The organism is Roseovarius sp. B08 (assembly GCF_051417955.1).
GTDB lineage: Bacteria > Pseudomonadota > Alphaproteobacteria > Rhodobacterales > Rhodobacteraceae > Roseovarius.
Map to the genome: position 1 here is coordinate 3,109,717 of NZ_JBPRLW010000001.1, position 22,586 is coordinate 3,132,302.

Annotated in this window: 22 protein-coding genes; 12 read left to right on the top strand and 10 right to left on the bottom strand. The window is 58.4% G+C overall.

What is annotated here, in order from left to right:
* The first annotated feature begins 259 nt into the window (after nt 1-259).
* The 10 genes from ACSQ76_RS15865 (at nt 260) to ACSQ76_RS15910 (ending at nt 10,868) form a co-directional block, all read left to right on the top strand.
* Entirely contained in the window at nt 260-1,636 is a 1,377-nt protein-coding gene (locus ACSQ76_RS15865) for a serine/threonine protein kinase (RefSeq protein WP_437157352.1), read from the top strand.
* Nucleotides 1,637-1,659: 23 nt separating this feature from the next.
* Nucleotides 1,660-2,928 carry an FHA domain-containing protein gene (locus tag ACSQ76_RS15870; protein ID WP_437157353.1) on the top strand — a complete coding sequence of 423 codons (1,269 nt, stop codon included), beginning with the start codon at nt 1,660-1,662 and terminating at the stop codon, nt 2,926-2,928.
* 19 nt (nt 2,929-2,947) lie between these two features.
* Complete coding sequence (locus tag ACSQ76_RS15875) at nt 2,948-3,817, top strand: PP2C family protein-serine/threonine phosphatase (RefSeq protein ID WP_437157354.1); 870 nt, start codon at nt 2,948-2,950, stop codon at nt 3,815-3,817.
* A 17-nt stretch (nt 3,818-3,834) separates the two neighbouring features.
* Complete coding sequence (locus tag ACSQ76_RS15880) at nt 3,835-5,109, top strand: hypothetical protein (protein WP_437157355.1); 1,275 nt, start codon at nt 3,835-3,837, stop codon at nt 5,107-5,109.
* Nucleotides 5,110-5,241: 132 nt separating this feature from the next.
* Entirely contained in the window at nt 5,242-7,305 is a 2,064-nt protein-coding gene (locus tag ACSQ76_RS15885) for a dynamin family protein (protein WP_437157356.1), read from the top strand.
* Between the two features lie 160 nt (nt 7,306-7,465).
* A complete protein-coding gene (locus ACSQ76_RS15890; protein WP_437157357.1) occupies nt 7,466-8,236 on the top strand; it encodes a dynamin family protein in 771 nt (256 codons plus the stop codon).
* A 26-nt stretch (nt 8,237-8,262) separates the two neighbouring features.
* Nucleotides 8,263-8,619, top strand: a complete 357-nt coding sequence (locus tag ACSQ76_RS15895) for a hypothetical protein (protein ID WP_306130419.1) — start codon at nt 8,263-8,265, stop codon at nt 8,617-8,619.
* Nucleotides 8,616-9,428 carry a hypothetical protein gene (locus ACSQ76_RS15900; RefSeq protein WP_437157358.1) on the top strand — a complete coding sequence of 271 codons (813 nt, stop codon included), beginning with the start codon at nt 8,616-8,618 and terminating at the stop codon, nt 9,426-9,428. The genes ACSQ76_RS15895 and ACSQ76_RS15900 overlap by 4 nt, the downstream gene beginning before the upstream one ends.
* 307 nt (nt 9,429-9,735) lie before the next feature.
* Entirely contained in the window at nt 9,736-10,560 is an 825-nt protein-coding gene (locus ACSQ76_RS15905; protein ID WP_437157359.1) for a response regulator, read from the top strand.
* Nucleotides 10,557-10,868, top strand: a complete 312-nt coding sequence (locus ACSQ76_RS15910; RefSeq protein WP_437157360.1) for a hypothetical protein — start codon at nt 10,557-10,559, stop codon at nt 10,866-10,868. Before ACSQ76_RS15905 ends, ACSQ76_RS15910 begins: the two co-directional genes overlap by 4 nt.
* Before the next feature lie 7 nt (nt 10,869-10,875).
* Here the strand turns inward: ACSQ76_RS15910 and ACSQ76_RS15915 are convergent, their stop codons facing one another.
* The 5 genes from ACSQ76_RS15915 to ACSQ76_RS15935 form a co-directional block, all read right to left on the bottom strand.
* The gene (locus ACSQ76_RS15915) at nt 10,876-12,267 is read right to left on the bottom strand and encodes a lyase family protein (protein ID WP_437157361.1); all 1,392 of its coding nucleotides are present in this window, start codon (nt 12,265-12,267) and stop codon (nt 10,876-10,878) included.
* A gap of 11 nt (nt 12,268-12,278) precedes the next feature.
* A complete protein-coding gene (locus ACSQ76_RS15920; protein ID WP_306130423.1) occupies nt 12,279-13,025 on the bottom strand; it encodes an amino acid ABC transporter ATP-binding protein in 747 nt (248 codons plus the stop codon).
* 12 nt (nt 13,026-13,037) lie between these two features.
* A complete protein-coding gene (locus tag ACSQ76_RS15925; protein ID WP_437157362.1) occupies nt 13,038-13,910 on the bottom strand; it encodes an amino acid ABC transporter permease in 873 nt (290 codons plus the stop codon).
* Between the two features lie 2 nt (nt 13,911-13,912).
* Entirely contained in the window at nt 13,913-14,653 is a 741-nt protein-coding gene (locus ACSQ76_RS15930; protein ID WP_437157363.1) for an amino acid ABC transporter permease, read from the bottom strand.
* 71 nt (nt 14,654-14,724) lie between these two features.
* The gene (locus ACSQ76_RS15935; protein ID WP_437157364.1) at nt 14,725-15,534 is read right to left on the bottom strand and encodes a transporter substrate-binding domain-containing protein; all 810 of its coding nucleotides are present in this window, start codon (nt 15,532-15,534) and stop codon (nt 14,725-14,727) included.
* 159 nt (nt 15,535-15,693) lie between these two features.
* Between ACSQ76_RS15935 and ACSQ76_RS15940 the strand changes: the two genes are divergently transcribed.
* Nucleotides 15,694-16,551, top strand: coding sequence for a MurR/RpiR family transcriptional regulator (locus ACSQ76_RS15940; RefSeq protein ID WP_306130427.1), 858 nt, complete (start codon nt 15,694-15,696; stop codon nt 16,549-16,551).
* Between the two features lie 97 nt (nt 16,552-16,648).
* Here the strand turns inward: ACSQ76_RS15940 and ACSQ76_RS15945 are convergent, their stop codons facing one another.
* On the bottom strand, nt 16,649-17,527 hold the full coding sequence (locus ACSQ76_RS15945) for a LysR family transcriptional regulator (RefSeq protein ID WP_437157365.1): 879 nt from the start codon (nt 17,525-17,527) through the stop codon (nt 16,649-16,651).
* 78 nt (nt 17,528-17,605) lie between these two features.
* Here ACSQ76_RS15945 and ACSQ76_RS15950 point away from each other — a divergent pair, with 78 nt between their 5' ends.
* Nucleotides 17,606-18,673, top strand: a complete 1,068-nt coding sequence (locus tag ACSQ76_RS15950; protein WP_437157366.1) for a TauD/TfdA family dioxygenase — start codon at nt 17,606-17,608, stop codon at nt 18,671-18,673.
* 25 nt (nt 18,674-18,698) lie between these two features.
* Here ACSQ76_RS15950 and ACSQ76_RS15955 read toward each other — a convergent pair whose 3' ends face one another.
* Genes ACSQ76_RS15955 through ACSQ76_RS15970 form a run of 4 tightly spaced genes read right to left on the bottom strand, consistent with a single transcriptional unit; the run spans nt 18,699 to nt 22,541 of the window.
* Nucleotides 18,699-19,442, bottom strand: coding sequence for an enoyl-CoA hydratase/isomerase family protein (locus ACSQ76_RS15955; RefSeq protein ID WP_437157367.1), 744 nt, complete (start codon nt 19,440-19,442; stop codon nt 18,699-18,701).
* Nucleotides 19,439-20,962: a tripartite tricarboxylate transporter permease gene (locus tag ACSQ76_RS15960; protein ID WP_306130431.1), complete on the bottom strand. Its 1,524-nt coding sequence runs from the start codon at nt 20,960-20,962 to the stop codon at nt 19,439-19,441. Before ACSQ76_RS15960 ends, ACSQ76_RS15955 begins: the two co-directional genes overlap by 4 nt.
* 12 nt (nt 20,963-20,974) lie before the next feature.
* Nucleotides 20,975-21,553, bottom strand: a complete 579-nt coding sequence (locus ACSQ76_RS15965; RefSeq protein ID WP_306130432.1) for a tripartite tricarboxylate transporter TctB family protein — start codon at nt 21,551-21,553, stop codon at nt 20,975-20,977.
* Between the two features lie 4 nt (nt 21,554-21,557).
* On the bottom strand, nt 21,558-22,541 hold the full coding sequence (locus ACSQ76_RS15970) for a Bug family tripartite tricarboxylate transporter substrate binding protein (protein WP_306130433.1): 984 nt from the start codon (nt 22,539-22,541) through the stop codon (nt 21,558-21,560).
* Between the last annotated feature and the right edge of the window lie 45 nt (nt 22,542-22,586).

Sequence of the window (22,586 nt, forward strand, 5' to 3'; positions counted from 1 at the left end):
GGAGGTTTACTATCCGATGGCGGCTAGCTGCCTTTACTATGCCGCTCATCGCGTTTCTGTTTTTCATACTGGTTCTCTGAAACGCCGCTCGTGTCTGTGGGCCGACAACAGCCCGCCAATCGAACGTATTTCTGCGTAATGCCAAGTCTTTGGACAACTAGCGCCATGTTTTCATCACAATGACCGCTCAACGTGAGCGTGTCTGTCCGAATGTTTTGAATTTCTTCGACGTCTTCGAGAGCCCCGGGAAAGTCCTTACGTGCAAAACAACGCGACCAATTTGAGTCACTGCGAATCCGACGATCTTTCGCCGGGTCAGAACCTGCTTCTCGGCCAGTACAAGATAGAGCGGCACCTCATCGGCGGCGGCTTCGGAATGACTTATCTTGCGCGCGATAGCCTGGATCGGGTTGTGGTGATCAAGGAGTGTTTTCCCAGCATCATATGTCGCCGAGTGAATGGCGAGGTGCGACCTCACAAGCCCGAGTTTCAGCAACAGTTCCAGAAAGTCATTCGCAGCTTCCTGCGTGAGGCGCTACGAATGGCCAAGTTCGACCATACCAACATCGTTAAGATCCATCAGGTGTTTCAGGAAAACAACACCGCCTACATCGCGATGGATTACGTGGACGGTATGGACCTTCTCACGTTGCTCGAGATTGAACCCGAACGGATGACCGACGCGCTGGTCGAAAGCCTTATCCGCGAAACACTGAGTGCCTTGGACTACCTGCACGGCATGGGCATGCTGCATCGCGATATATCTCCCGACAATCTGCTGGTCGATGCAGACAACAAGCTGACCATGATCGATTTCGGGGCTGCGCGCGAAGAAAAGATCCGACAGACCCGGGCCCTGTCACACATGATGGCCGTGAAGGATGGCTATTCGCCGCATGAGTTCTACTACACGGACGGTGATCAGAAACCGTCAAGCGACATATACTCCGTCGGGGCCACGTTCTATCACCTGATCACCGGCAGCGCGCCGCCCGATTGTCAGAAGCGGGTCGCAGCGCTGACATCGGACATGCCGGATCCCTACACGCCCCTCGCGGCGGGAAACTGGGCGTTTGACACGGTCTTTCTGTCGGCCATCGACAAGGCCCTTTCCGTAGCGCAGAAAGATCGCTTCCAATCTGCGAAGGAATGGCTGGACAGGTTGGAACGAGGCCCAGTAAACGAGCCTGAGCCGGACTTCTCCACCGATCGAGATGCCGGTTTGCAGACAATTGCGGCGCCTGCTCGGCCTGTGACGATGGCCGCCCCACCCTGTCAAAATGCAATTGTAGATGACCGTGAACTGGCTTCGACGATCTCGTGGCTGGTTCAGGACACCAATACCAAGGTCAAACCGAAAACCTCGAAGCAGGACGTGGAACCAGTGGCCGAGGTCCCTGAGGAACCCTCGCCGCTGGTCGATATCTTCGGGCAACCGATCGAGGATCTGCAGGTTTGGCTCGAAGAAAACGACGGTCGAAACATACGCAACCAGGCTCGAGCCGCATCAGGCGATGCTTCGGCGCCCCCTCAGTCGGCCCCAGTCGAGGATACGAACGCGCGTCGGAAAACAGGCAGTGGGCTACTGCGCGCATGGAAACGACTCGCGAAGAGACGCAACGGCAGGTTGGCTTGAGTAGATAAAAGAAAGGAAAAAACATGAAATTCATTCGCGATATCATCGGCGAGAAACGGCAGGCGGACGGCTCGATTTCCGGGATGCCCCAGGCGAACGCCACCGCAACCGAGGCGCAGGTGCCAGACGTATCTTCCGACGCCTCCGCCCCTGTTTCGAGGCCCCGCACTGATACCGAATACGACGCGTCCGGGTACGGCACGGAGGTTGAGCCTCCGGCACTGCCGCAGGACGCGACCGATCCGGATCTCGGCATGAGCGAAGAGGTCGCGAAGTTCTTTGCCAGTTCCGATGACTCGAACCTCTTTCTCGACGAATACGACGACTCCTTCGGTGACTATGAGGACGCCGAGGATGACGTCTTCGGTCCCGAGGTCATCACAACTGCCGCAGACGTGCATTCCGGCCAAACGGCAACACCGGACCATATTGCAGACGCGGATCCGACGCCTTCCATTCAGGACGACGAGGCAGCGGACGCGTCCTTCACGCAGGCCACTTCGGGTCAGATCGACAAACTCATGAGGGACCTGAACCCGTCGGGTCTCACCGGCGCGAATGACGTCACGCAAACCGAAACGCCATCTCTTGCCGAACCCATTGCCAGCGCAGGGCAATTCGATGAAGATCCCGTCCCCATGGGGGCCCGTGATGCGGCGCCGCGCCCGAGTGCGCAAATGCCCGGACATCCCACGCCTCCTGCCGTTCCGTCCGAGCCGACGATGCAGGACGTTCGCAACCCACAACCCGCCACCGAGCCGCGCGCGGCTGTCGAGGTTCCGCAACCGGCCGTCGGCCGCGGCGCCAGCCGTCATGGACGCGTCAAGACAAGACTGCTCGGTTTCAACACAGGCATGGATACTGACGCGGACCCGATGTCGGATAACGACAAGGCGGGTGTGGCGCCCTTTACGTCATTCCCGGTTGGCTGGCTGATTGTCGTCGACGGGCCCGGGCGCGGATCTGCGTTCACCTTGTTTCAAGGTGTCAGTACGATCGGCCGGGGCGAAGATCAGACCGTCCGTCTCGACTTTGGCGACAACAGCATTTCGCGCGCCGGCCACGCCTCGATTGCGTACGACGCCCGTCAGAAAGGCTTCTTCATCGGACACGGCGGCAAGGCGAACATCGTTCGCCGAAACGACAGACCTGTCTTGAGCACCGAGGAACTGGCCGCGGGCGACACGATCACGATCGGTGAAACGTCGCTGCGGTTTGTTCCTCTCTGCTGCCAGGCATTTTCCTGGGATCAGGAAACAGGTGCGGGCCGGGCCTATGCCAACCAGGGCTGATTTCACCTACGACTCCTCGATGGTCATCGAGCTCGGCCGCCGCGAGCGTCAAGAGGATGCGCTCGCCTCGGATTTCCCATCGGGCCAACCATTCGGCTTTGTCGTGCTGGCGGATGGCATGGGCGGACACGAGGCTGGGGACATTGCCAGCAAGATCGTCGTAACCGAGGTTTTCAGTGGCCTGAAATTGCAGTCCGGCGACCCGGAGCTTCTCGAGGCCCGGGTATGCGACGCGCTCAAGGGGGCGGCATTGAACGCCAATGAATGCGTGGGACTCTACGCGCGTTCCCATCCCGAAACCTCCGGCATGGGGGCAACGCTGCTCGCGACGATCTTCATAGAGGATCGTTTGTACTGGGTGTCCGTCGGAGACTCACCTTTGTACCTTTTCCGCAACGGAACTCTGACACGCCTCAATGATAACCACGCGCTGTCGTCGCAGGTCGAATTTCTTGTCAAGTCCGGGCTCATGAGCCGCAAGGACGCGATGCAGCACCCTGACCAAAACTGTCTGACCTCGGTTCTCATCGGCAGGGAAATCAATCAGATAGATTGCCCCGAGGTACCTTTCACGCTCTTCGAGGATGATATCCTGATCTCGGCGAGTGACGGGCTTCAGTTCATCTCGGAAGAACAGATCGAGAGCTTGCTGAGGTTCCAGCAAAAGAACTCTGCCCAAAGGATCAGCGCCATATTGGCCGAAGAGATCAAGAACCTGGATGATCCCGCTCAGGACAATCTGGCGATCTGCGTCGTGAAAGTGCTGAAGAAGGGTGCATTTGCAGATCCTGCTGACGTGCAGGAAACCGTCGAACGCCTCGATAACGGCAAAACGGAAACACTTACGATCCTGGCTCGCGTAAGGCGATCCAAGACCGCGGCCGGGTAAGGCAGATCGGAGAGAAAATGAACACCGCCGAGCAGCTGGACCCCGTCATTGATCGTCTTGGACGCGTGCTTGACCGTGGCAATCTGCCACCTCCCTACGCGCGCTGCGGTGCGCGGCTTTTGTCGCTCCTGACCAGGCCGGTGCAGGTTGTCGTAACCGGTTTCGCGGGAAGCGGAAAAACCAAGCTGCTTGAAATGATGTCGGCACATCCCGATGTCGCACATGCTCAAACGGTCCCAATCTTCGAACTTTCGTACGGCGACACCGAACAGGCCCTGATCGAACGCGCGGACGGCTCCGTGTCGATGGCGCGGGGGTTTCTGAAGCACTGCGAGATACCCAAAGACGCCGTGCGCGTTCGCCAGGAGCTGCCCGATCCGAACCTCATTCAGCAGGATTATATTGAAATCGGTCTGGGCAGCACGGAGCCGGAACGCCTAAGCGCGCTTGAAGCCGTGATTGCGCGTGCTGACCTCGTGATCTGGTGTAGCCAGGATTTCACCGAGGAAGAGCAATGGCTTTGGTCCACGGTGCCGGATCACATCAAGGATCACAGTGTTCTTGCTTTAACAAAGGCGGATCAGCTGTTGATGCGTGATATGTTGAACGATAACATCGCGCGACTGGAACCCATCGTCAGCGACGAGTTCCTTGGGCTGTTCCCCGTTGCGACCATTCAGGGTGTCACCGCACAAACCGGCGCAGAGCATGTCAATGACCCTTTGTGGGCGGCCAGCGGGGGCAAGAGCCTGATGCAATTGGTGTCGCGGCACATCCGGCAGGGCAGAACCGCTGACATCGACCAGGCGCGAGTCTTCCTCGATCGCCTCGCGCTGAAGATGCCACAGGACGAAGAGCAGCCTTCGGAGATCCAGAATGCGCCGCCCAAGCCTGTGGGCGCGCCCGAAACACACACGGCCAGGGCACCCCAGAGTGAAACACCCCCTGATGAAGGGGCGCGTGACGAATCGACGATCGGTCTTCTGTCCGAGGCCGTCGATGTGCTGCAACGCCACGCGGACCAGATGTTCGATGCGCTCAATGAAAGCGAAGATGTTGACAGCAAGAAAATAATTGATTGCTGCAACGACGCCATCCGTTCCGTAGGCAACCTTTTGGGATCGGGAACAGGGGATGCCACAACGGACGCGTTGCAGGGCGACCTGCAGGACGGAGAGGAAATGCTCATGCTCTTTCAACTTGAACGGGGAGAAGATGCAGCCGTCGACGCCGTCGCGCTGGTGCTTCAACTGCGTAAGGAACTGGCAGGCAAAATGGCTGGCCGGGGTTAGCGAGAACCGATGTTTTCTCGCACCCGCGTCCAACTAAGACCACAATTATTGGTCAATTTCTATCCGAGCACAATCACCGAGCGGGATGACACAAAAGACAACGCCGTGAAGACGCGAACAACAGGTGCCTAGATGAACATTGAAGCGAAGTTTGATACCGCGACAGAAATCCGGGCCTCCACGGGCCCGTCCAACCTGCGGGCTGGCATGGAGAAACTCGCGGATTTTGCGCATGAGGCGGAGACACTTCAGGACGCCATCGATGCCCTTGGCGATCTCGTAGGCGAAGAAAGCCGGAAACCTATAGATCGCCTGAAGAACGAGCTGGCCACGTTCGAGCCGCGCGTGACCGTTCTCGGTCAGGTCAAGGCCGGCAAGACGGCGTTGATCAACGCGATCGCCGGCTGGTCCGACCTTTTGCCGTCTGACGTCAACCCCTGGACCTCCGTGGTGACATCCCTTCACCTGACCCCGGCGAAAGAACGCGCCGAGAAAGGCGCTCGGTTCCGGTTCATGACTGAAGGCGAATGGGCGCGTCTGACCACCAAGGGGGGACGCATCGGTGAACTTGCAGAGCGGGCCGGGGCAGACAGCGAACTTGCCAAGATACAGGAGCAGATCGAGCGGATGCGCGCGATGTCGAAGGCTCGTCTTGGCCGAAATTTCGAGCTGCTCATGGGCCAGGAGCACGAATACAGCTATTTCGACAAGAATTTGCTGGAACGCTACATCTGCCTTGGCGACGATTTCGACGTTGATACGCAGGACGCGATTTCCGACGACCAGGGGCGCTTTGCCGATATCACGCGTTCTGCCGATCTGTTTCTCAATTGTCAGAGCGTTCCGTTCCGCATGTGCATTCGCGACACGCCCGGTGTGAACGACACCTTCATGGTGCGCGAACTGGTCACTATACAGGCTTTGCGCGACAGCCGTGTCTGCGTCGTTGTCCTGTCGGCCACCCAAGCCCTGACTTCTGTCGACATGGCGCTTCTTCGCATGATCTCCAACCTGAGATCGCGCGACGTGATAATTTTCGTGAACCGGATCGACGAGCTTTCGGACCCGGCGAGCCAGATGTCCGAGATCGAGGACAGCATCCGTGCAACGCTCAAGCTCAATGGTGGTCCTGAGGACGCGCAGCTTGTTTTCGGAAGCGCGTACTGGGCAAACATGGTGCTTACAGGCGAGTTGCAGTCCATGCACAAGGCCAGTGCCGATGCTCTTGTCTCGTTCAGCAGGGCGGTACTGGGCGAAAAGTTCACCCGCAACACACCCGTGGGCGTGATTTGGGAAATGTCGGGCCTGCCGCAACTGATGGCGGCGGTGTCAGATCAGATCGTGACCAGCCTCGGCGCGCCGTTCCTCAAACGCGTTGCCTCCTCCGCAACCACCATCGCAACGTCTCAACAGGCGGTCCGGACGGTGCGGGTCGAGGGCGAAGGCAGCGCGGGCGGACTGAGTTCGGAGCAGATACTGGCAGCGTTCGAGCGCATGGCAGAGGACAATGTCGCCACGCTTGAATCGCAGCTGTCAGGCATCTTCGACGATTACAGGCTCCGCGCAGATCGTGCCCATGCGAATTTCGTTGAACGCGCGACACACTCGTTGCTGGGCCACCTTGAAACCTACGGCGACGAACATGTCTGGGAATACGATCCGACCGGTCTTCGCGTGCTGCTGCGATCGGCCTATTCCGCCATGGGCACCCAGGCGCGTAAATCCGCAAAGGCAATTTACGAACAAGCCGTGACCGAGACCGCTCAACTTTTGTTCCGCAGATTTGGCCCGGCAGTTGAAGGCATCCAGCTTGCCGTGCCGGACGTCCCCCAGGTGCCCGCACCTGTCTCGCTAAGCCAAACGATCGCGCTAGATTTCAATGATAGCTGGTGGTCGCTTTGGTGGCGCAGGATGCGCGGCTACAAGGCCTTCGCAAAGAAGTTCGGCGACCTCATCAGCGCAGAAACCGAAGACTTCATGATCCAGTTGAAGGACGTCCAAACCGCTGATATACAAGTAGAATTACTCGGAGAACTGGAGCATTTTCTGGATGAGCAGAGAAGCATACTGACCAGCCTGACCTCCGACGCGGATCGCCAGGGCAATGCCAAACGCCTGTTCGATGCGTCGGAACATGAAAGCCACGAACGACAGCTCGAGGACACGCTCAAGACGTTCAGGCGCTATGCGACATGACGAAGGAGAAACCGGTGACTCACGAACAATCTTTCAAACAGCCCCGCAAGACCCGCCTGGCCCTTATGGGCGAGTTCAGTGCCGGCAAAAGTACTCTGATCAAGCTCTTTCTCGGCGAGAACCCCTTCCGATCAAGGTCACGGCGACGCGCCTTCCCCCCGTGCTCATCAGCCACGGCGAGGGCGCTGTCTACGCCGTGGGTCACGACGGGGTCGAGACACCCATCGACATCGACCAGATCGAACAGGTCAGATTGGAAGAGACGCGCCTCATCCGGCTCTACAAGCCGTGCGATACGCTGGAGATCTGCGACCTGATCGACATGCCTGGCATCTCGGATCCAAGTATGTCGTCGGAAGTCTGGATGTCCGTAATGGACGAGGTGGATAGCGTCGTGTGGTGTACGCAAGCGACACAGGCGTGGCGTCAATCGGAAGCCGCGACGTGGCAACAGATTGCGGAACGCACAAATGGAGAGAACTTTCTTCTTGTGACTCAAGTCGACAAGCTTCATTCCGAAAGAGACCTCAATCGTGTGATGACCCGTGTGCACAAGGAAACGCAAGGGCTGTTCCGCGGAACGTTCCCCATTTCAATCACCGAGGCGATTGCCGCCGGAGAGGACGAGGCGAAGTGGAAAGCCAGCGGCGCCGCGGATTTCATCAATGATCTGGTCGAAAACCTGATGAAAACCCCCGCGTTGTCATTTGCCGAACCGACTTTGGTCCAGTCGCAAGACATGTCTGCAAAACCTTTCGCGTCCGATGGAAACGCTGCAGAGACGTCGCCTGTGGACGATAGCAACCAAGCGGCCGAGGCATCGCCGGCCGTCGGACAGACGGTAGGCGTAGTGCCCAAGCGCGTGCGTGTCCTGACCCAGATGCGCGGTCGGACCGAAAGGCCCACCAAGTCCCGAATGGCAACCGGCTAGCAGACCTGAGCCCTATGGATCACTCGATGTACCTTTCGGAGCGCCTCGATGAACTGAGGCAGGTGGTGCCAAGCTGCACGCTTGCCTCGTTCGGCGACATCTCGACGGGGCTCGCTCTGCGCACAAGTGCGTCCGACCTTTACAAGCAAGAATACCTGGACGAAGTGATGCGCCAAGCGTCGGCAAATTTCGAGCTATCGGATCTGATGTCAAACGACAATGATCTCGTGGTTCTGGCCACGCCGGATGAGATCCGGATATTCGTACGATACCAAGCGGGTAGTCCCGACATCGTGTGTTGCGTTTGCGGAGACGTGTCGGACGTTCCGCTTGCCACTCGGTCGGCTCAGAAAATCCTGACGGAAATGGCGGGGGCAATGTGAAACAACATTCGAAAACCGCGCCCACGAAGACTGACAAAGTGACGGCGCACCTACTGCGCAGCATGCTTGACCGTGTGATGACACCAAGCGAAGCATTGAGCGAAAGCGAAGATTTGCCTGCGAGGGACTTTGCCGGGTTGATCCGCCGCCTGACGCAGGAAATCGATGAAACGGTGCTGCCGCGCACGTTTGCCCTGTGTTCCGATACCGGGACAGAAGCAACTATCGTGGTCTCCAACCGACGCTTGATCGAGTTGAAGATCGGCGAGAAAAAGATCGAACTCGACGCGGAGCGATATCGCGACGCGGGCGCCGTCGCGCGAGAGTACGCAAAGGCGATCAAAGCCTTATTCCTTCGATCCGGCCCGATGCGGTTGCGCCTTGCCGGACGGGCGCCCGCCATAATGGCACAAGGCACGACCTGTACCGCAACGCACATGGGCCAATTCAGCCATCAACCAGGTTTCGAAAACCGGCTGAAGACCTTTCTCAAGATGTCGCATGCGCAGAGCTTGGGGTGGATCTATCAGGCAAGCGATGGTCGCATGTTGACACATGGCTCTGACGTCGAACTCATGGAAAAGCTGCAGAGCCTCCGAGACATCGTCTTGTCGAAAGCCGAAAATCGCAAAACTGCCTGTCGCATTGAGACGGCGTGCCCAACCTGCTCGGCTTTCGCGCTCACGCAGGACGTTCAGGCATTGATTGCAGAGGACGGCAACGACCGGATTTTCGCTGCGTTTCCAAACTCGGCCGCTTTCACGGCTATACGCGCATGGCGACAGGTCTTCCAAGCATCAGAACGCTGAACATCCGTTGCTATCCGCCGCAAAGAAACCTGAGTTACGGAGCTATATCCTGGACATGCTGCGTAGATATCAAAGCTTTGAAATATCAGCCACAAATATGCCATACCTATCCTCGGTAAATGGTCCCGAGGTATAGGCGCGTTGGGCACCACGCCTTGTAATAATTGCCGCTTCAGCATCAGATACGGGCCAATCTGTCATCTTAATTCTGGCACATTAGTCTAATTTTTTCGGTGTTTATGCCTCAAATTGATCAAATTGATTGAGGAAGGTGTTCGTGCAGATCCCAACCCAGCGAGCATGAAACATGTCAATTTCAGATCACGACAAAGACGCTTTTCAGCGACTGCTGCACAAGACGGCTGATGAAGAGCCGGTATTTCGCGTGCTCGTCGTCGACGACGAACCCAGTATTCTGGAATTGGTCAAAACCGCGCTTGAGACGTTGGAAGACTATGACGTACTGACAGCAAGCTCTGCCGCGGACGCATTCGAAATTATCCTGGATGAAGACGTGCCCTTCGATTGCGTGCTTCTGGATATCCAAATGCCCGACATCGACGGCATCGAACTGCTCGCTGATTTGCGTGCCTTACCGGAATACGCGGAAACGCCCGTGTTAATGCTTACGGCAATGAATGATCGAGAATACATTGACGCCGCATTTCGCGCCGGCGCGTCCGACTTCATCAACAAGCCGTTCGATTTTCACGAATTGCGCAGCCGCATCAAATGTGCGCACGAGCTTGTTCAGGCGCGACGAGCGGCCGCGAAAAGCACTGAAGTCCTGAGCAAGCTGACGCTCAAGTCCGCCACGGTTCATCAGTTCAGCTTCGATGACCCTATTTCGATTGGCGACGCGGACTCCTTTCTGCGCTTTATTGAGTTTGATAACTACATTTCCCAATTGGCGCGCGCGAAGATCTTCGGATCGTACGCTGTTTCGGTGATGTTGCGCGACGCGAAACTTTTTTCGACCTTGCTGGCAGCACGAAGTTTCGTGAAGCGATCCAAAGCCTGGCCTATTCCATCCAGCGCGCCACTGAGGAATTTGACTGCGTCTTTTCCTATCGTGGCGGCGGGATCTTCCTCATCTTGGTTCACAGCACGAGAACTTCCGACAATTCGTTGAAACCAAAGAACCTCAAAGAACTGTTCGGGGCCCGGATCCGGCATTACATCGATGACGATCGCATAGAGGTACTGCTCAGCAACCCTGTATCGATGCGCTTGCTGTCTCGAACGGCAGCCAAAGGTGCGATTGAAAAATCCGTCACTGCGGTCCAGCAGCTCGAAGAGGAACTGCAAAACGGCAACGAACTTGCCGGCACAGAAAGTGTCGAACGTTCTCAAGGCGTAAGACCAACGTCAGAGAAACGCTTCTACGAACGCGCCTTGCATGAACTGTTCAGCGAAGAAAGCCATCTTACTTCACGTTAAAGTTGGATCAGGGTTGGGTTGCATCCATCAAAACGTCTCTGATTTCACCCCTGGCCAACAGACCCTCCGCGATCGCAATTTGCGCCAATGACGTTTTTTCTTCTAGGGAGCGCTTGGCAAGTTGCGCCACCTTCTCGTAGCCAAGATGGTGCAGGAATATAGTCGAGACGCCAAATGACGAAGCGAGATTTTCGTAAGAACGGTCTTCATCAACGCTCAATCCGGAAATACACTTTTGCGCAAAAAGAGTACTGGCACGCGCCAAAAGCGCGAACTGGTCGAACAGTGATTGGGCGATGACCGTTTCGAAATGGTTTATTTCCATCTGCCCGGCCTGGCAGGCCATCGCGACAGTGGTGTTCAAACCGTGCACCTGAAACGAGACCTGCTGAACCTGCATCGGCACGACCGGATTCACTTTGCCCGCCATAATGGATGAACCCGGCTGGACGGGCGGTAGATTAATCTCACCGATCCCGGATGCCGCATCGCTGCTGAGGATGACAAGGTCGGCGGCGATGCGTCCAAGATTGGTGGCAAGACCTGTCAGTTCACCCGACAGGCGCTGGAACCCATCAGTGCCTTGCATCGCGGCAAACATGTCAATTGGTCCCTGGACATCGAAGCCGAAGCTTTCCGCGAGAGCGGGTACGATTTGCGCTTCATATCCATCGACACGGCCAAGCCCAGTCCCAATGGCAGTACCCCCCATCGGCACAGTCCTGAGATCGTCAACCGCACGCTCCAGAGTATTCAGAGACATTTTTAAAAGCGCCGCATAGCCATCGAACAATTGGCGATATGTCATCGGTTGGGCCGCTTGCATGCAGGTCCGGCCCGTTCTCAACACGTTCCGTGACTCATCTGCCCTCGCACGGAACTCCGCAACCAGTTCTGAAACCGCGTCTTTCAAACCGGGCATAAGAAGCACGCAGGCCAATTTGATCGCAGTAGGGATCACGTCATTGGTCGACTGGCTAAGGTTTACGTGATCGTTGGGCCGGATCGGGCCCGACTGCGCTTCGCCCAGTATCTGGTTCGCTCGACTTGCGATGACCTCGTTGAAGTTCATGTTCAACGAGGTTCCGCCGGAGCCTTCCGCCATCGGGACAACGAATTGTGACCAGTGCTCTCCGGCCACGATTTCATCACATGCCGCAATAATGGCGTCCGCTTCGCGCACGGACAAACCAGAGGCCCGGCGGTTGGCGAGTGCGGCGGCCCGCTTGACCTTGGCCACGGCGCAAATGAACTCCGGATAGGTCGACAAGGCCGGACCGAACCCGGAGAAATTCTCCGCCCCGCGCGCCGCGTTTGCTCCGTAAAGCGCTTCTACGGGCACCTCGAGCCGACCGAGACTGTCGGCGACCTCTTTCATCATGACGTCATGTTCCAGCATCTTATCGTCTGTCAGAGTATTTGGCTGAGGAACTCGCGCGTACGCGGGTCCTTTGCCTCGTCAAAGAAAGTAGCAGGCGGACCAGACTCGACAATCACTCCCCTGTCAGTGAAATAGACGCAGTCCGCAATCTCGCGGGCAAAACCCATTTCATGGGTGACAAGGATACAGGTCATCCCTTCCGAAGCGAGCGTCTTAATGGTCTGGAGCACCTCTTTGACCGTTTCGGGATCCAACGCCGCAGTGACCTCGTCAAACAGCATCACATCCGGATTCATGGCAAGCGAGCGAGCAATCGCCACCCGCTGCTGTTGCCCCCCTGACAGCTCGCCGGGATAATTGTCTTCCTTGCCTTCGAGGCGCACCTTCTTGAGCAAGGCACGCGCACGTTCCTCGACAGCCTTGCGATCCTGTTTGAGCACCTTGATTGGCGCCATCATCACGTTCTGAAGCGCCGTCTTGTGTGGAAAGAGGTTGTATTGCTGGAATACCATGCCGACCTTTTTGCGAAGCTCGAGCTTGTCCAGCTTCGGGTCACTGACCTCCTGCCCCTCGACGGTGATGGAGCCCGATTGTATGTCGTTGAGCGCGTTTATGCATCGGATGAGGGTCGATTTGCCGGAGCCGGAAGGCCCGATAATGCAGACGACTTCGCCTTTCCGGACGTCCATTGTGATCCCGCGAAGTACTTCGGTTTTCCCGAATGATTTGTGAACGTTCTTCAGGGAAATGATCGGTCGATCACTTGTCCAAGCCATAAGCGCCTCGCCTCAGAGTTGCACGGAGAATTTGCGTTCTAACCGGCGCGTGAACGCGCTGATCGGATAGCAATAGATAAAGAACCAGCAAAGGATGTAGAGATACATCGGGATCAGCAGGCCCACGCGGCCTTCGGCACTGAGGGCCGCGCGCGTCAGCGCCATCACGTCATTCACGCCTACGATCGAAACCAATGGAGTGGCCATTGTAAGAACGGCGTATAGGTTCATCCAGGACGGCAGGATACGCTTGACGGTTTGTGGAAGAATGATCTCCCGCATCGTCTGCGCCCGATTGAAACCAAGAGACTCCGCCGACTCCCATTGCCCCACCGGGATCGACATGATCGCACCCCGGACATATTCCGACATGTAGGCCATGACCGGAAGGGAAAGCCCCAGCACAGCCTTTATCCAGCCTGGAAACGGCACTTCGGCACCGAATATCTCGATCTGGAACGGGATCAGCAGAATGCAGTAGAACAAAAGCACCAGCCAAGGCGAATTCCGGAAGAACTGCGTAATGGTCCAGGAAACCTGGCGCACAATCCTCAGTGGCGAAACCTGCAGGATGCCCAGCCCGACACCAAGCACCGTTCCGACGGCCATCGAGCAGATCGAGATCAGTACGTTGAAGGCGAACCCGGAGCCAATCGTCGGCGTCCACTCGAGAAGGATTTCGAGAATGCTGCGCTGGCTTTCGCCATCTTGCTGTGCCAGCGCAGGCGTAACCAACGCAGCAGCACATGCCACGAAGAGCAGCGACGCTGTCCAGAGATTGAAAATTCTGTCAGTGAGCGGCAGCGGCTCTCCTGTACTGCGCATCGGGAGGAGCACGGGAAGGTGCCCGTTGACAGGTGCGGGCTGCTTTTTCAGATACTGCATGTTTACCTCCCGTAGCCCGGAATCCGCAATCTCTTCTCCCAGTGGTGCAGCACCCAAACGAGTATGGCGACAATCCCCACGTAGGAGAGCAAAAGGACGTTCATCATTTCCTTAACATTCAGATCTTCCGACCAGATCTGTGCCGCGACATAAAGAAGTTCCGGAACCGCGATGGCGTAGGCAAGCGTGGTCGTCTTGACCAGGTTCACGAGGTTCGTCCCAAGCGCAGGCAACGAAATGCGCACCGCCAGGGGCAGCACGATGTCCTTGTAGATCTGCAACCTCTTGTACCCAAGTGCCTCAGCCGCCTCGACAGTAGATTTCGGAACAGCCTCGATCCCGGCCCGGAAGATTTCGACATTCAAGGCGCCGGCAAAGAGCGAAAGAGAAATGATTGCCCAGCCAAAATTGCTGACAAGTGGTTCAGGCCGACCATCGTCGCCAGTGATCTGCAGAACGGTGCCGATTGCGAAGTAGAAAAAGTAGAGTTGGACCAGCGGCGGCGTGTTGCGGAAAAAGGCCACGAAGAAACCGACCAGTACCCTCAGGGTCCGAGACGGGGCGCCTTGCGCTGCCGCACCCACCGCTCCGACGATTAGCGACAGGAAAATTGAAATGACCGAAAGTTGCACGGTCATCCACAAGCCTGCCAGGTAACGCCCGCGGTTGTACTCATCGCTGACGACTGTGAGGTCAAAAAACCAGTCCGGCCTCAACCACTCTATGATGCTTGCAGAATCCATTGCCCGCCGTCGTCCTGAAATGGAACCGGCGGCGAAGCACTCGCCGCCGGAAGGTCAAATGGCGAAAAGGGCTATTTAAGCTTTTCGTGCATTTCCTGGAGGAACGGGCTCGGCGCGATACCGTTCGCCTCGTTCCGCTCGATCAGGAAGCCAGTCTTGTGCCAATCCGTGACGATCTCGCTCATTTTCTGGCCGTAGGGCCCATCCAGTTCTTCAAGCGGAACGGCGATGGACCAGGCCTGCGGGTCCTCGGTCTCGAAGGGCATCTCATAGTCAGCCCATTGTTCGTCGGAAGCCAGCTGTGACTCGATCCAAGTGTTGTCATAAAGGAACGCCACGCAGTTCCCGTTTTGCAGTGCTGAGGTAACCTCGGGAATACCGGCAAACGCGACGAGGTTCGGGCCGTAAAGCTGCGTCACGCGCTTGTTGTAGTAGGAGCCCTGAAGCGCACAAACATCACGCCCGTCCAGGTCCGACCACTCTTCGAGCCCGACGGACTTCGGCGCCAGAACATTGGTGCCCCCGGCGTAGTAGTTCGGCTGGATCATACCGACGACCTCGCGGCGATCTTCGTTGTCACCCATCGTTGCAATGATCAGGTCGATGCGCCCCTGGCTGAGAAACTGCATCCTGTTGGATGCAACCACGGGGACGAGTTCCAGTTCGACCCCAAGACGCTCGGCCACGTCGCGGGCCAGGTCAATCTCCAGCCCGGCCAGTTCGCCGTCGGACGTCAGATAGCCCCACGGCTTGTAGTCCTGCTTGACGCCGACGACGATCTCGCCGTCCTGCTTGATGTCTTCCAGCTGATCCGCCTGCGCCTGGCTGCAGATCAGAGCCAGCGCCGCGCCGGCCAACGTCGTGGTGATGAAACGACCCATTGGTACGTCCTCCTGTTGTATTTGAGCACGGTCTAAGCCGTGACATTAAGAGCACTGAAGGTGATTCCAAATGTTTTGTCTACCCGTCACGTGTAACAAATGTAATATTTTCAGCAGAGAAAATCGTTTTGTATTTTTTCACATCATTGGAGGCCGAACTTGGAAAACCCAACGGAGCTTATTCACGATCGTCTATCCGATTTATCGAAGAAACTGACGCAAGTCGCCCGCTTCGCTCTCGATAATCCTGACAGAATGGCCTTCGATTCGATGCGCGCAATTGCGTCAGATTGCGACGTTTCTCCGGCAACCATGCAGAGGCTGGCCAAGGCACTGGGTTACGACGGCTACGCCGCACTGCGGTCTGCATATCAGGCCAGCATTTCCGCCAATACGGGGTTCGGCGCTCGCGTCGGCAGGCTTCGAAACTCTTTCGGCGGTACGTCCAGCAGCGAACTGATCCGAGAGCTTACGCAGTCGGTGCAATGCAACCTCGCCACTGCCGCCGACCTTCTCGACGCCGAAGCCATTGACGCTTTCGCCAAATCGGTACACCGAAGCAGGTACACCTATTTGCTTGCTTCCGGATCTCTCTACTGGCTTTCCGGCCTCATGGAAGTTACCGGCAGCATGGCGCTGCCGAACTTCGTAGCACTGCACGGGGGCCTCGTGGATTTGACAGAGCGCCTGGCCGTGATCGACGAGTCTGATAGCTTGTTGGTATTTTCAGTTTCGCCTTATTCTTTGCAGACGATCCGCGCCGTGGAATATGCCCATTCCAAGGGCGCACAGATTTTCACGGTGACCGACCGGCCCAGTTCGCCGCTCGTGCCTTACGCCGACACAGTCTTCTACGCACCAACAACCAGCCCCCATTATTACCCTTCTCTGGTTTCCGTTCTTTTCATGATTGAAACGCTACTGGCGACAGCAGCGTCAGTCGGCGATGAACGTTCAGATGGCCGGCTCAGGGAAATCGAGAAAATCCGCGGCAATAGCGGCCTCTACCTCGATTGAAGAAGGGTTCCCATCCTGCCGGGCAGGCGACCTTATCACCACATCTAAAGCGATATGGAGTTCTTGGCCGGTTGAGCCTTATTTGTCTCCGCGCAAATCAAAGCGTACTGAAGGATGTCGCAATACTCCACACCGCGGTTACGGCCGGCGACCTGGGCACACCGGTCTTCTTCACCAAATAAACTTCGCGTTCTGAAGGCGGTTGCAAGGGCAGCGCACGCACGCCGTCGATCTGCCTCGGCAGCGCGAGCGCGGCGACGACAGCCAATCCCTGACCGCACCGGACCAACTCGAGAATCGAATGAGTCTGTTGGATGCGATGCTGGATCTCGGGTTGCAGACCGGAAGCCTGGAACCAGCTAAGAATCGTAGGCTCGCTACCGGCCAGCGTCATGATGAACGGCGCGGCAGCGAGTTCGGCAGCGCTCAACGAAGGCGGCGTGTCCCAATTCTCGGGCACAAGGGCCACCAACTCATCGGTGGCGAGCGCGATGGCGTCGAACTCCTCCACCGGGTTGGAAAGGATTGCAAGGTCGGTCAGGCCGCGTGCAACCTCCTCCCGAGTGGTGTCGTCTGAGGCTTCTTGGATACTGATGGTGATGCCGGGATGGGCGCGGGCGACCCGGTTCAACAAGTCCGGCAGGATGCGAGTCGAGGCGGTGGGCCCGAAGGAGCCGATGCGCAGATGGCCGGTGCGGTTCTGCCTCAGGGCCAGCAGTTGTTCGTTCAGTGCGTCCAGCGAATGGTCGATCTCGGTTGCCCGAGCGACGACAAGTTGGCCCGCCTCTGTCAGGGTAAGGGGACGCGCCTCTCGCTGTAAAAGCGTGAGGCCAATGGTCTTTTCGTAGTTGGCAATAGCACGGCTGACCGCCGACTGCGTGAGGCCAAGCGCCTGCGCCGTGCGCGAGACGTTGCCGGTTACGGCCAGACTTTTCAGCGCCCGCAGGACGGTTAGAGAGGGGGCAGGACTCATCATGATTTTAAATCATTATTATGTGCATGTAAATTAGTCTAGAGAATGATGCAGCGAATTAGAAGAACAGAGGAGGCCACCATGACAGTGCCCGTAATCGACCTGCAGGAGCTACCCGAGAAATTGACGGGCCCGTCGGCCTGGATTGGTCGTGAAATGGCTCAGAGCCCAGAAAAATGGCTGTATCGGCTGAGCCACGAAGATATCGTCGACTTGGAGCAGGCGGCTGAGGCCTTTCTGGACACCGGCAAAGACGTGGGCGAGATCAGCAAAGAAGCGTTTCCGCTTGGTCAGTTTGCCGAACACCTGAAGGAACTGCGCAAAACGATGCTGGACGGTGTCGGCGTCGAAGTGTTGCGAGGCCTGCCGGTCGAGGGCTACAGCCAGGAATTCGCTGCCGCGGTCTTCTGCGGGATCGGCGCGCATGTCGGAAGCGCCCGGTCGCAGAACGCTCAGGGCCATATCCTGGGTCATGTTCGCGATATCGGCGCGGACCCCAACGATCCCAACAGTCGGATCTACCAGACCTCCGACCGGCAGACCTTTCACACCGACAGCGCCGATGTCGTGGGCCTTTTGTGCCTGAAGAAGGCTAAGGAAGGCGGACGGTCCCTGCTGGTGAGTGCCGAGACCATCTATAACCGGATGCGGGCCGAGCGGCCGGACCTGCTGGAAAAGCTGTTCGATCCCATTGCCACCGACCGGCGCGGCGAGGTACCCGAGGGCGAGAAGCCCTTCATGGAAATCCCGGTGCTGAACTGGAAGGACGGCTACCTGACCGTGTTCTACCAGCGGCAATATATCGACAGTGCGCAGCGGTTTGACGACGCGATGCGGCTGACGCCGAAGCACGTCGAGGCGCTGGACATGTTCGACGCGCTGGCCGACGATCCAGAGCTGAATTTCTCGATGGACCTGGAGCCGGGCGACATGCAGTTCGTCTACAACCATTCACAGTTGCACGACCGGACAGGCTTCCTCGACTGGCCCGAAAAGTCGGAGCGGCGGCATCTGTTGCGCCTTTGGCTGTCGCTGGAGGGCGATCGCCCTCTGCCCGCCTGTTTTAAGCAGCGCTACGGCTCGATCGAGATCGGCAATCGCGGCGGGATAGTCACAAAGGAAACCAAGCTGCACGCGCCGCTGGACTGACGGAGCACTCCGGGGGCGCTCCGTGTCAGCGGCCCCGGAATTCGGCCTTGCGCTTTTCGCGGAAGGCCGCGAGGCCCTCGCGCTTGTCTTCGGAAGTCTCCACTCGGTCGAGATCCCGAATGGCGCGGCCCATGGTTTCGGCCGGCGCCGACGTCAGCATCTCGGACACCACCGCCTGTTTCAGGGATTGCAAAACCAGCGGAGCCATCTCGGCCATTTCCTCCGCCATGGCGAGTGCCGCTTCAAGATGTTGACCCGGCTTCGTCACTTCGTTGACGAGGCCCATCTGAAACGCCCTCTCGGCGCTGACGGCGCGGCCCAGCAGCATAATTTCCATGGCCATCTTGTGCGGCAGGCGGGCGGCCAGCGTGGCGATGAAGCCGCCGGTGACGCCCACCTTTCCCTCCGGATACACGAATTTCGCGCGGGTGGACGCGACGCAGAGATCCGACAGCGCTGCCATCACAATCCCGCCGCCGATGCAAAGCCCATCAACGGCGCAGATCACTGGCTTCATGGTGGTGATGCCCATTCCGGGCAAACAGCGCCAAAGCTCGGGGAAATCGGCAAGGTCGGCACCGGCGGTAAAAGTCTTCTCGCCCGCCCCGGTCAGGATCGCGACGCGCTGGTCGTCATCGGCGTCAAAGGCGGCGAAACCGTCCTGCAGCGCCTGCGCCAGTATGGTGTCGATGGCATTCATCTTGTCGGGACGGTTGAGCGTGAAGATCGTCACCCGCCCCCGTTTGTCGATCCGCAGGCTGTCCGTCATCGCCGTTCTTCTTTCGCGGCCTCCGGGTCAGGCAGTGCCGCCTCGGGTGCGTTGCCGGCCATGTGCCGCCGGATCATCAGCCCCACCGACAGGAACGTCAGCGCCCAGAAGATCCAGGTGATCCAGCTTCGCACGAAGATCGTCATGCTGCCTTGGGACATCAGCAACGACTGGCGAAAACTGTCCTCCAGCATCGGCCCCAGAATGAAGGCGATCAGGAAGGGCGCCGAAGGCACGTGCATCCGCATCATCAGGAAGCCGAGAAAACCGAATGCGACCATGACGTAAAGGTCGAAATAGGAGTTGTTCACAGCATAGGCGCCAAACACGCAGAGGATCATTACCACAGGGTAGAGGAACGTCGCAGGGATCGAGGCGATATGCTTGAAAAAGTGAATCGCGGTCTTGCCTATGATCAGCAGAAACAGCGAACTGATCGAGATACCGATGAAGAGCGCATAGATCAGGTCGATATTCTGCTCGAAAAGCAGTGGCCCGGGCCGCAGCCCGTGGACCATGAATGCGCCCAGAATGACGGCGGTGATGACGTCACCGGGGATACCGAGCGCCAGCAGCGGGATCATCGTGGAGCCTGCCACGCCATTGTTGCCTGCTTCGGCGGCGGCGACGCCCTCGAGTTCTCCCTTGCCGAAATTTTTGCGGTTCGGCGAGCGGCGCATGGCCTCGGAATAGGACACGAAGGCCGAGGGCGCGCCGCCGATACCAGGTATGGCGCCAAGGATGACGCCGATGATGCTGCCTCGAAAGATCGAGCGGAAGCAGGATTTGAAGTCGGCCCATGTCGCACGAGAGCCAGCCGGGTCGGAGGCCATCTTGCCGGTTTCATTGCGGCGGGCATAGCCGTTTAGAATCTCGGGGATGGCAAAGAGACCGATCAGCAACGGAATGAAGGCCAGCCCGCCCAGCAGGTCGGAGTTGCCGAAGGTAAACCGGTCCGTTCCGTAGATAAGGTCGAGCCCCACGGTGGCCAGAAGGAGCCCCGCCCCGGCAGAAATGAAGCCGCGTAACAGGCTGTCCCCCGACACGGACGCGATAATGGTCAACGAGAAGAAGATCAGCGTGAAATTCTCGGGCGGGCCAAAGCTGGTCACGAGCGCGGCCAGCCACCCCACCAGCAGGATCAGCGACAGGTTCGACACCAGGTCGGCGAAGCACGAGGCGTAAAGCGCCATGTCAAGCGCCCTGCCTGCCTGCCCCTTTTGCGCCAGCGGATAGCCGTCGAGCACGGAGCATGAAGCTGCGGGCGTGCCGGGCGCGCGCACCAGGATCGCTGGGATCGAGCCGCCGTAGACGCCGCCCTTGTAGACCCCCAGGAGCAACAGAATGCCGGTGACGGGCGGCATCGTGAAGGTGAAGGGCAGCGTAAGCGCGACCGCCATGGTCGAGGTCATGCCCGGGATCGCGCCCACGATCACCCCGATTGCGATGCCGCCGGCAAGCGCAATCACGTTGTAGATGTTCAGAAAAAGGACCAGAGCGTCCGACAGGTTCTCGATCATGACGTCAGCACCTTAAAACACGCTGTTCAGCGGCCCGAGGGGCACTGGAACCTTGGCCACGAACCGGAAGAACGTGTAGAGCGCCGCGACAAAAATCACCGAGACGACGATGGCCTTGGGCCACTGGCGCGGTTCATGCAGGATGATCATCGCAAGCAATAGCGCGATGCCGGGCAACACCACGCCCAGCGGTTTCAGTAACGCGCAGAACGCGATCATCAGCCCTCCGGCGAGCATCACGCGCAGGTCGCTCTCGCCGAAAGGAGGCTCCTCGGCGTCGCTGCGCAACGGCTGGTTGTCCTGCACTTTGTCATAGAAGGCGCGAACCGCCAGAAGCGCGCCGAACCCCGCGACGCTCACTAGAATGATGCGCGGCCAGAAGGTGGGCGACAATGCCAAATTGGGCACTACCTTTGGCGACTTGACGGCCCAGGGCAGGATACCCAAAAGAATGATCAACGCCAGCGCGCAGGCAAAGAGCCCGAGCAGGAAGTCGCGCTTGTGAGCGGTCTTCACGGGAAGAATCCTCCGGATGGGGCGGGTGTGGATATTGCCGGGCGGGCGCCCGATGGCCCCGCCCGGATCGGTCAATAGATCAGTCGATCTGCAGGCCCAGCTTGTCGACGAGGCTGCTGAACGTGTTGTACTGGTTCTCGACGAACGCCACCGTATCCTCGGGCGAAAGCATCTTCGGGATCGACCCCAGCGAGATGGTCTGGTTCACCCAGCGTTCATCCTCGCCAATCTTCGGCAGCGCCTCGGTCCAGGCTTCGACGGCCGCTTCGTCCATGTTCGGCGGCCCGACGAGGCCCGACCAACCCACAAGGGCTTCCATCCCCGGAATGCCCAGCTCGGACGCGGTCTGAACATCGGGCATCGAGTCCAGCCGTTCCTGCGTGGTCACGAGCAACGGACGAAGTTGGCCGCCCTCGATCTGGCTGATGATGGCCGAGACGTTGGAACAGACGAAATCTACCTGACCGGTGGCCGCGGCAGCCGCGGCTGCACCGCCGCCCTGGAACGGGATATGCGTGGCATCGGTGCCGGGATTCTCAAAGCCCAACTCGTCCAGCAGCATGATGCCGCCCAAGTGGTGCAGCGTCCCCACGCCCGCCGAGCTGTAAGTGATGGCGCCAGGGCTTTCCTCGATCGCCGCCTTCAGGTCATCGAGGGTCTCGTAGGGTTTCGAAGTCGCCGTGGCGCAGGCCGCCGGGTTGACCTCGAGCAGGCTGAGATAGGTAAAATCGTCCCAGTTGTAGGGCATCGACGTCTTCAGCGCCGGCGAGATGCTGTGCGAGCCGATACGCGCCAACAGCAGATTGTATCCGTCGGGGTCGGAATTCTTGACATAGGCCGAGCCGGTAGCCCCGCCTGCGCCCGCACGGTTCGTAACTAGCACAGGCTGTCCCACATAGTCGGGTGCCACGTTGGCAAGGTTACGCGCCGCGAGATCCGATGCGCCGCCCGGCCCGTAAGGTGCGGTCAGTTGCACGGGCTGCGACGGGTAGTCTTGCGCCACCGCTGGCAATGCGGCCACGGTCGCTATGGCCACCCCGGCAAGAAGTCTGGTCTTGGTCATGTGTATCCTCCCAATACATTTGTCGTGGGCGTTTTCGCCCGTTCG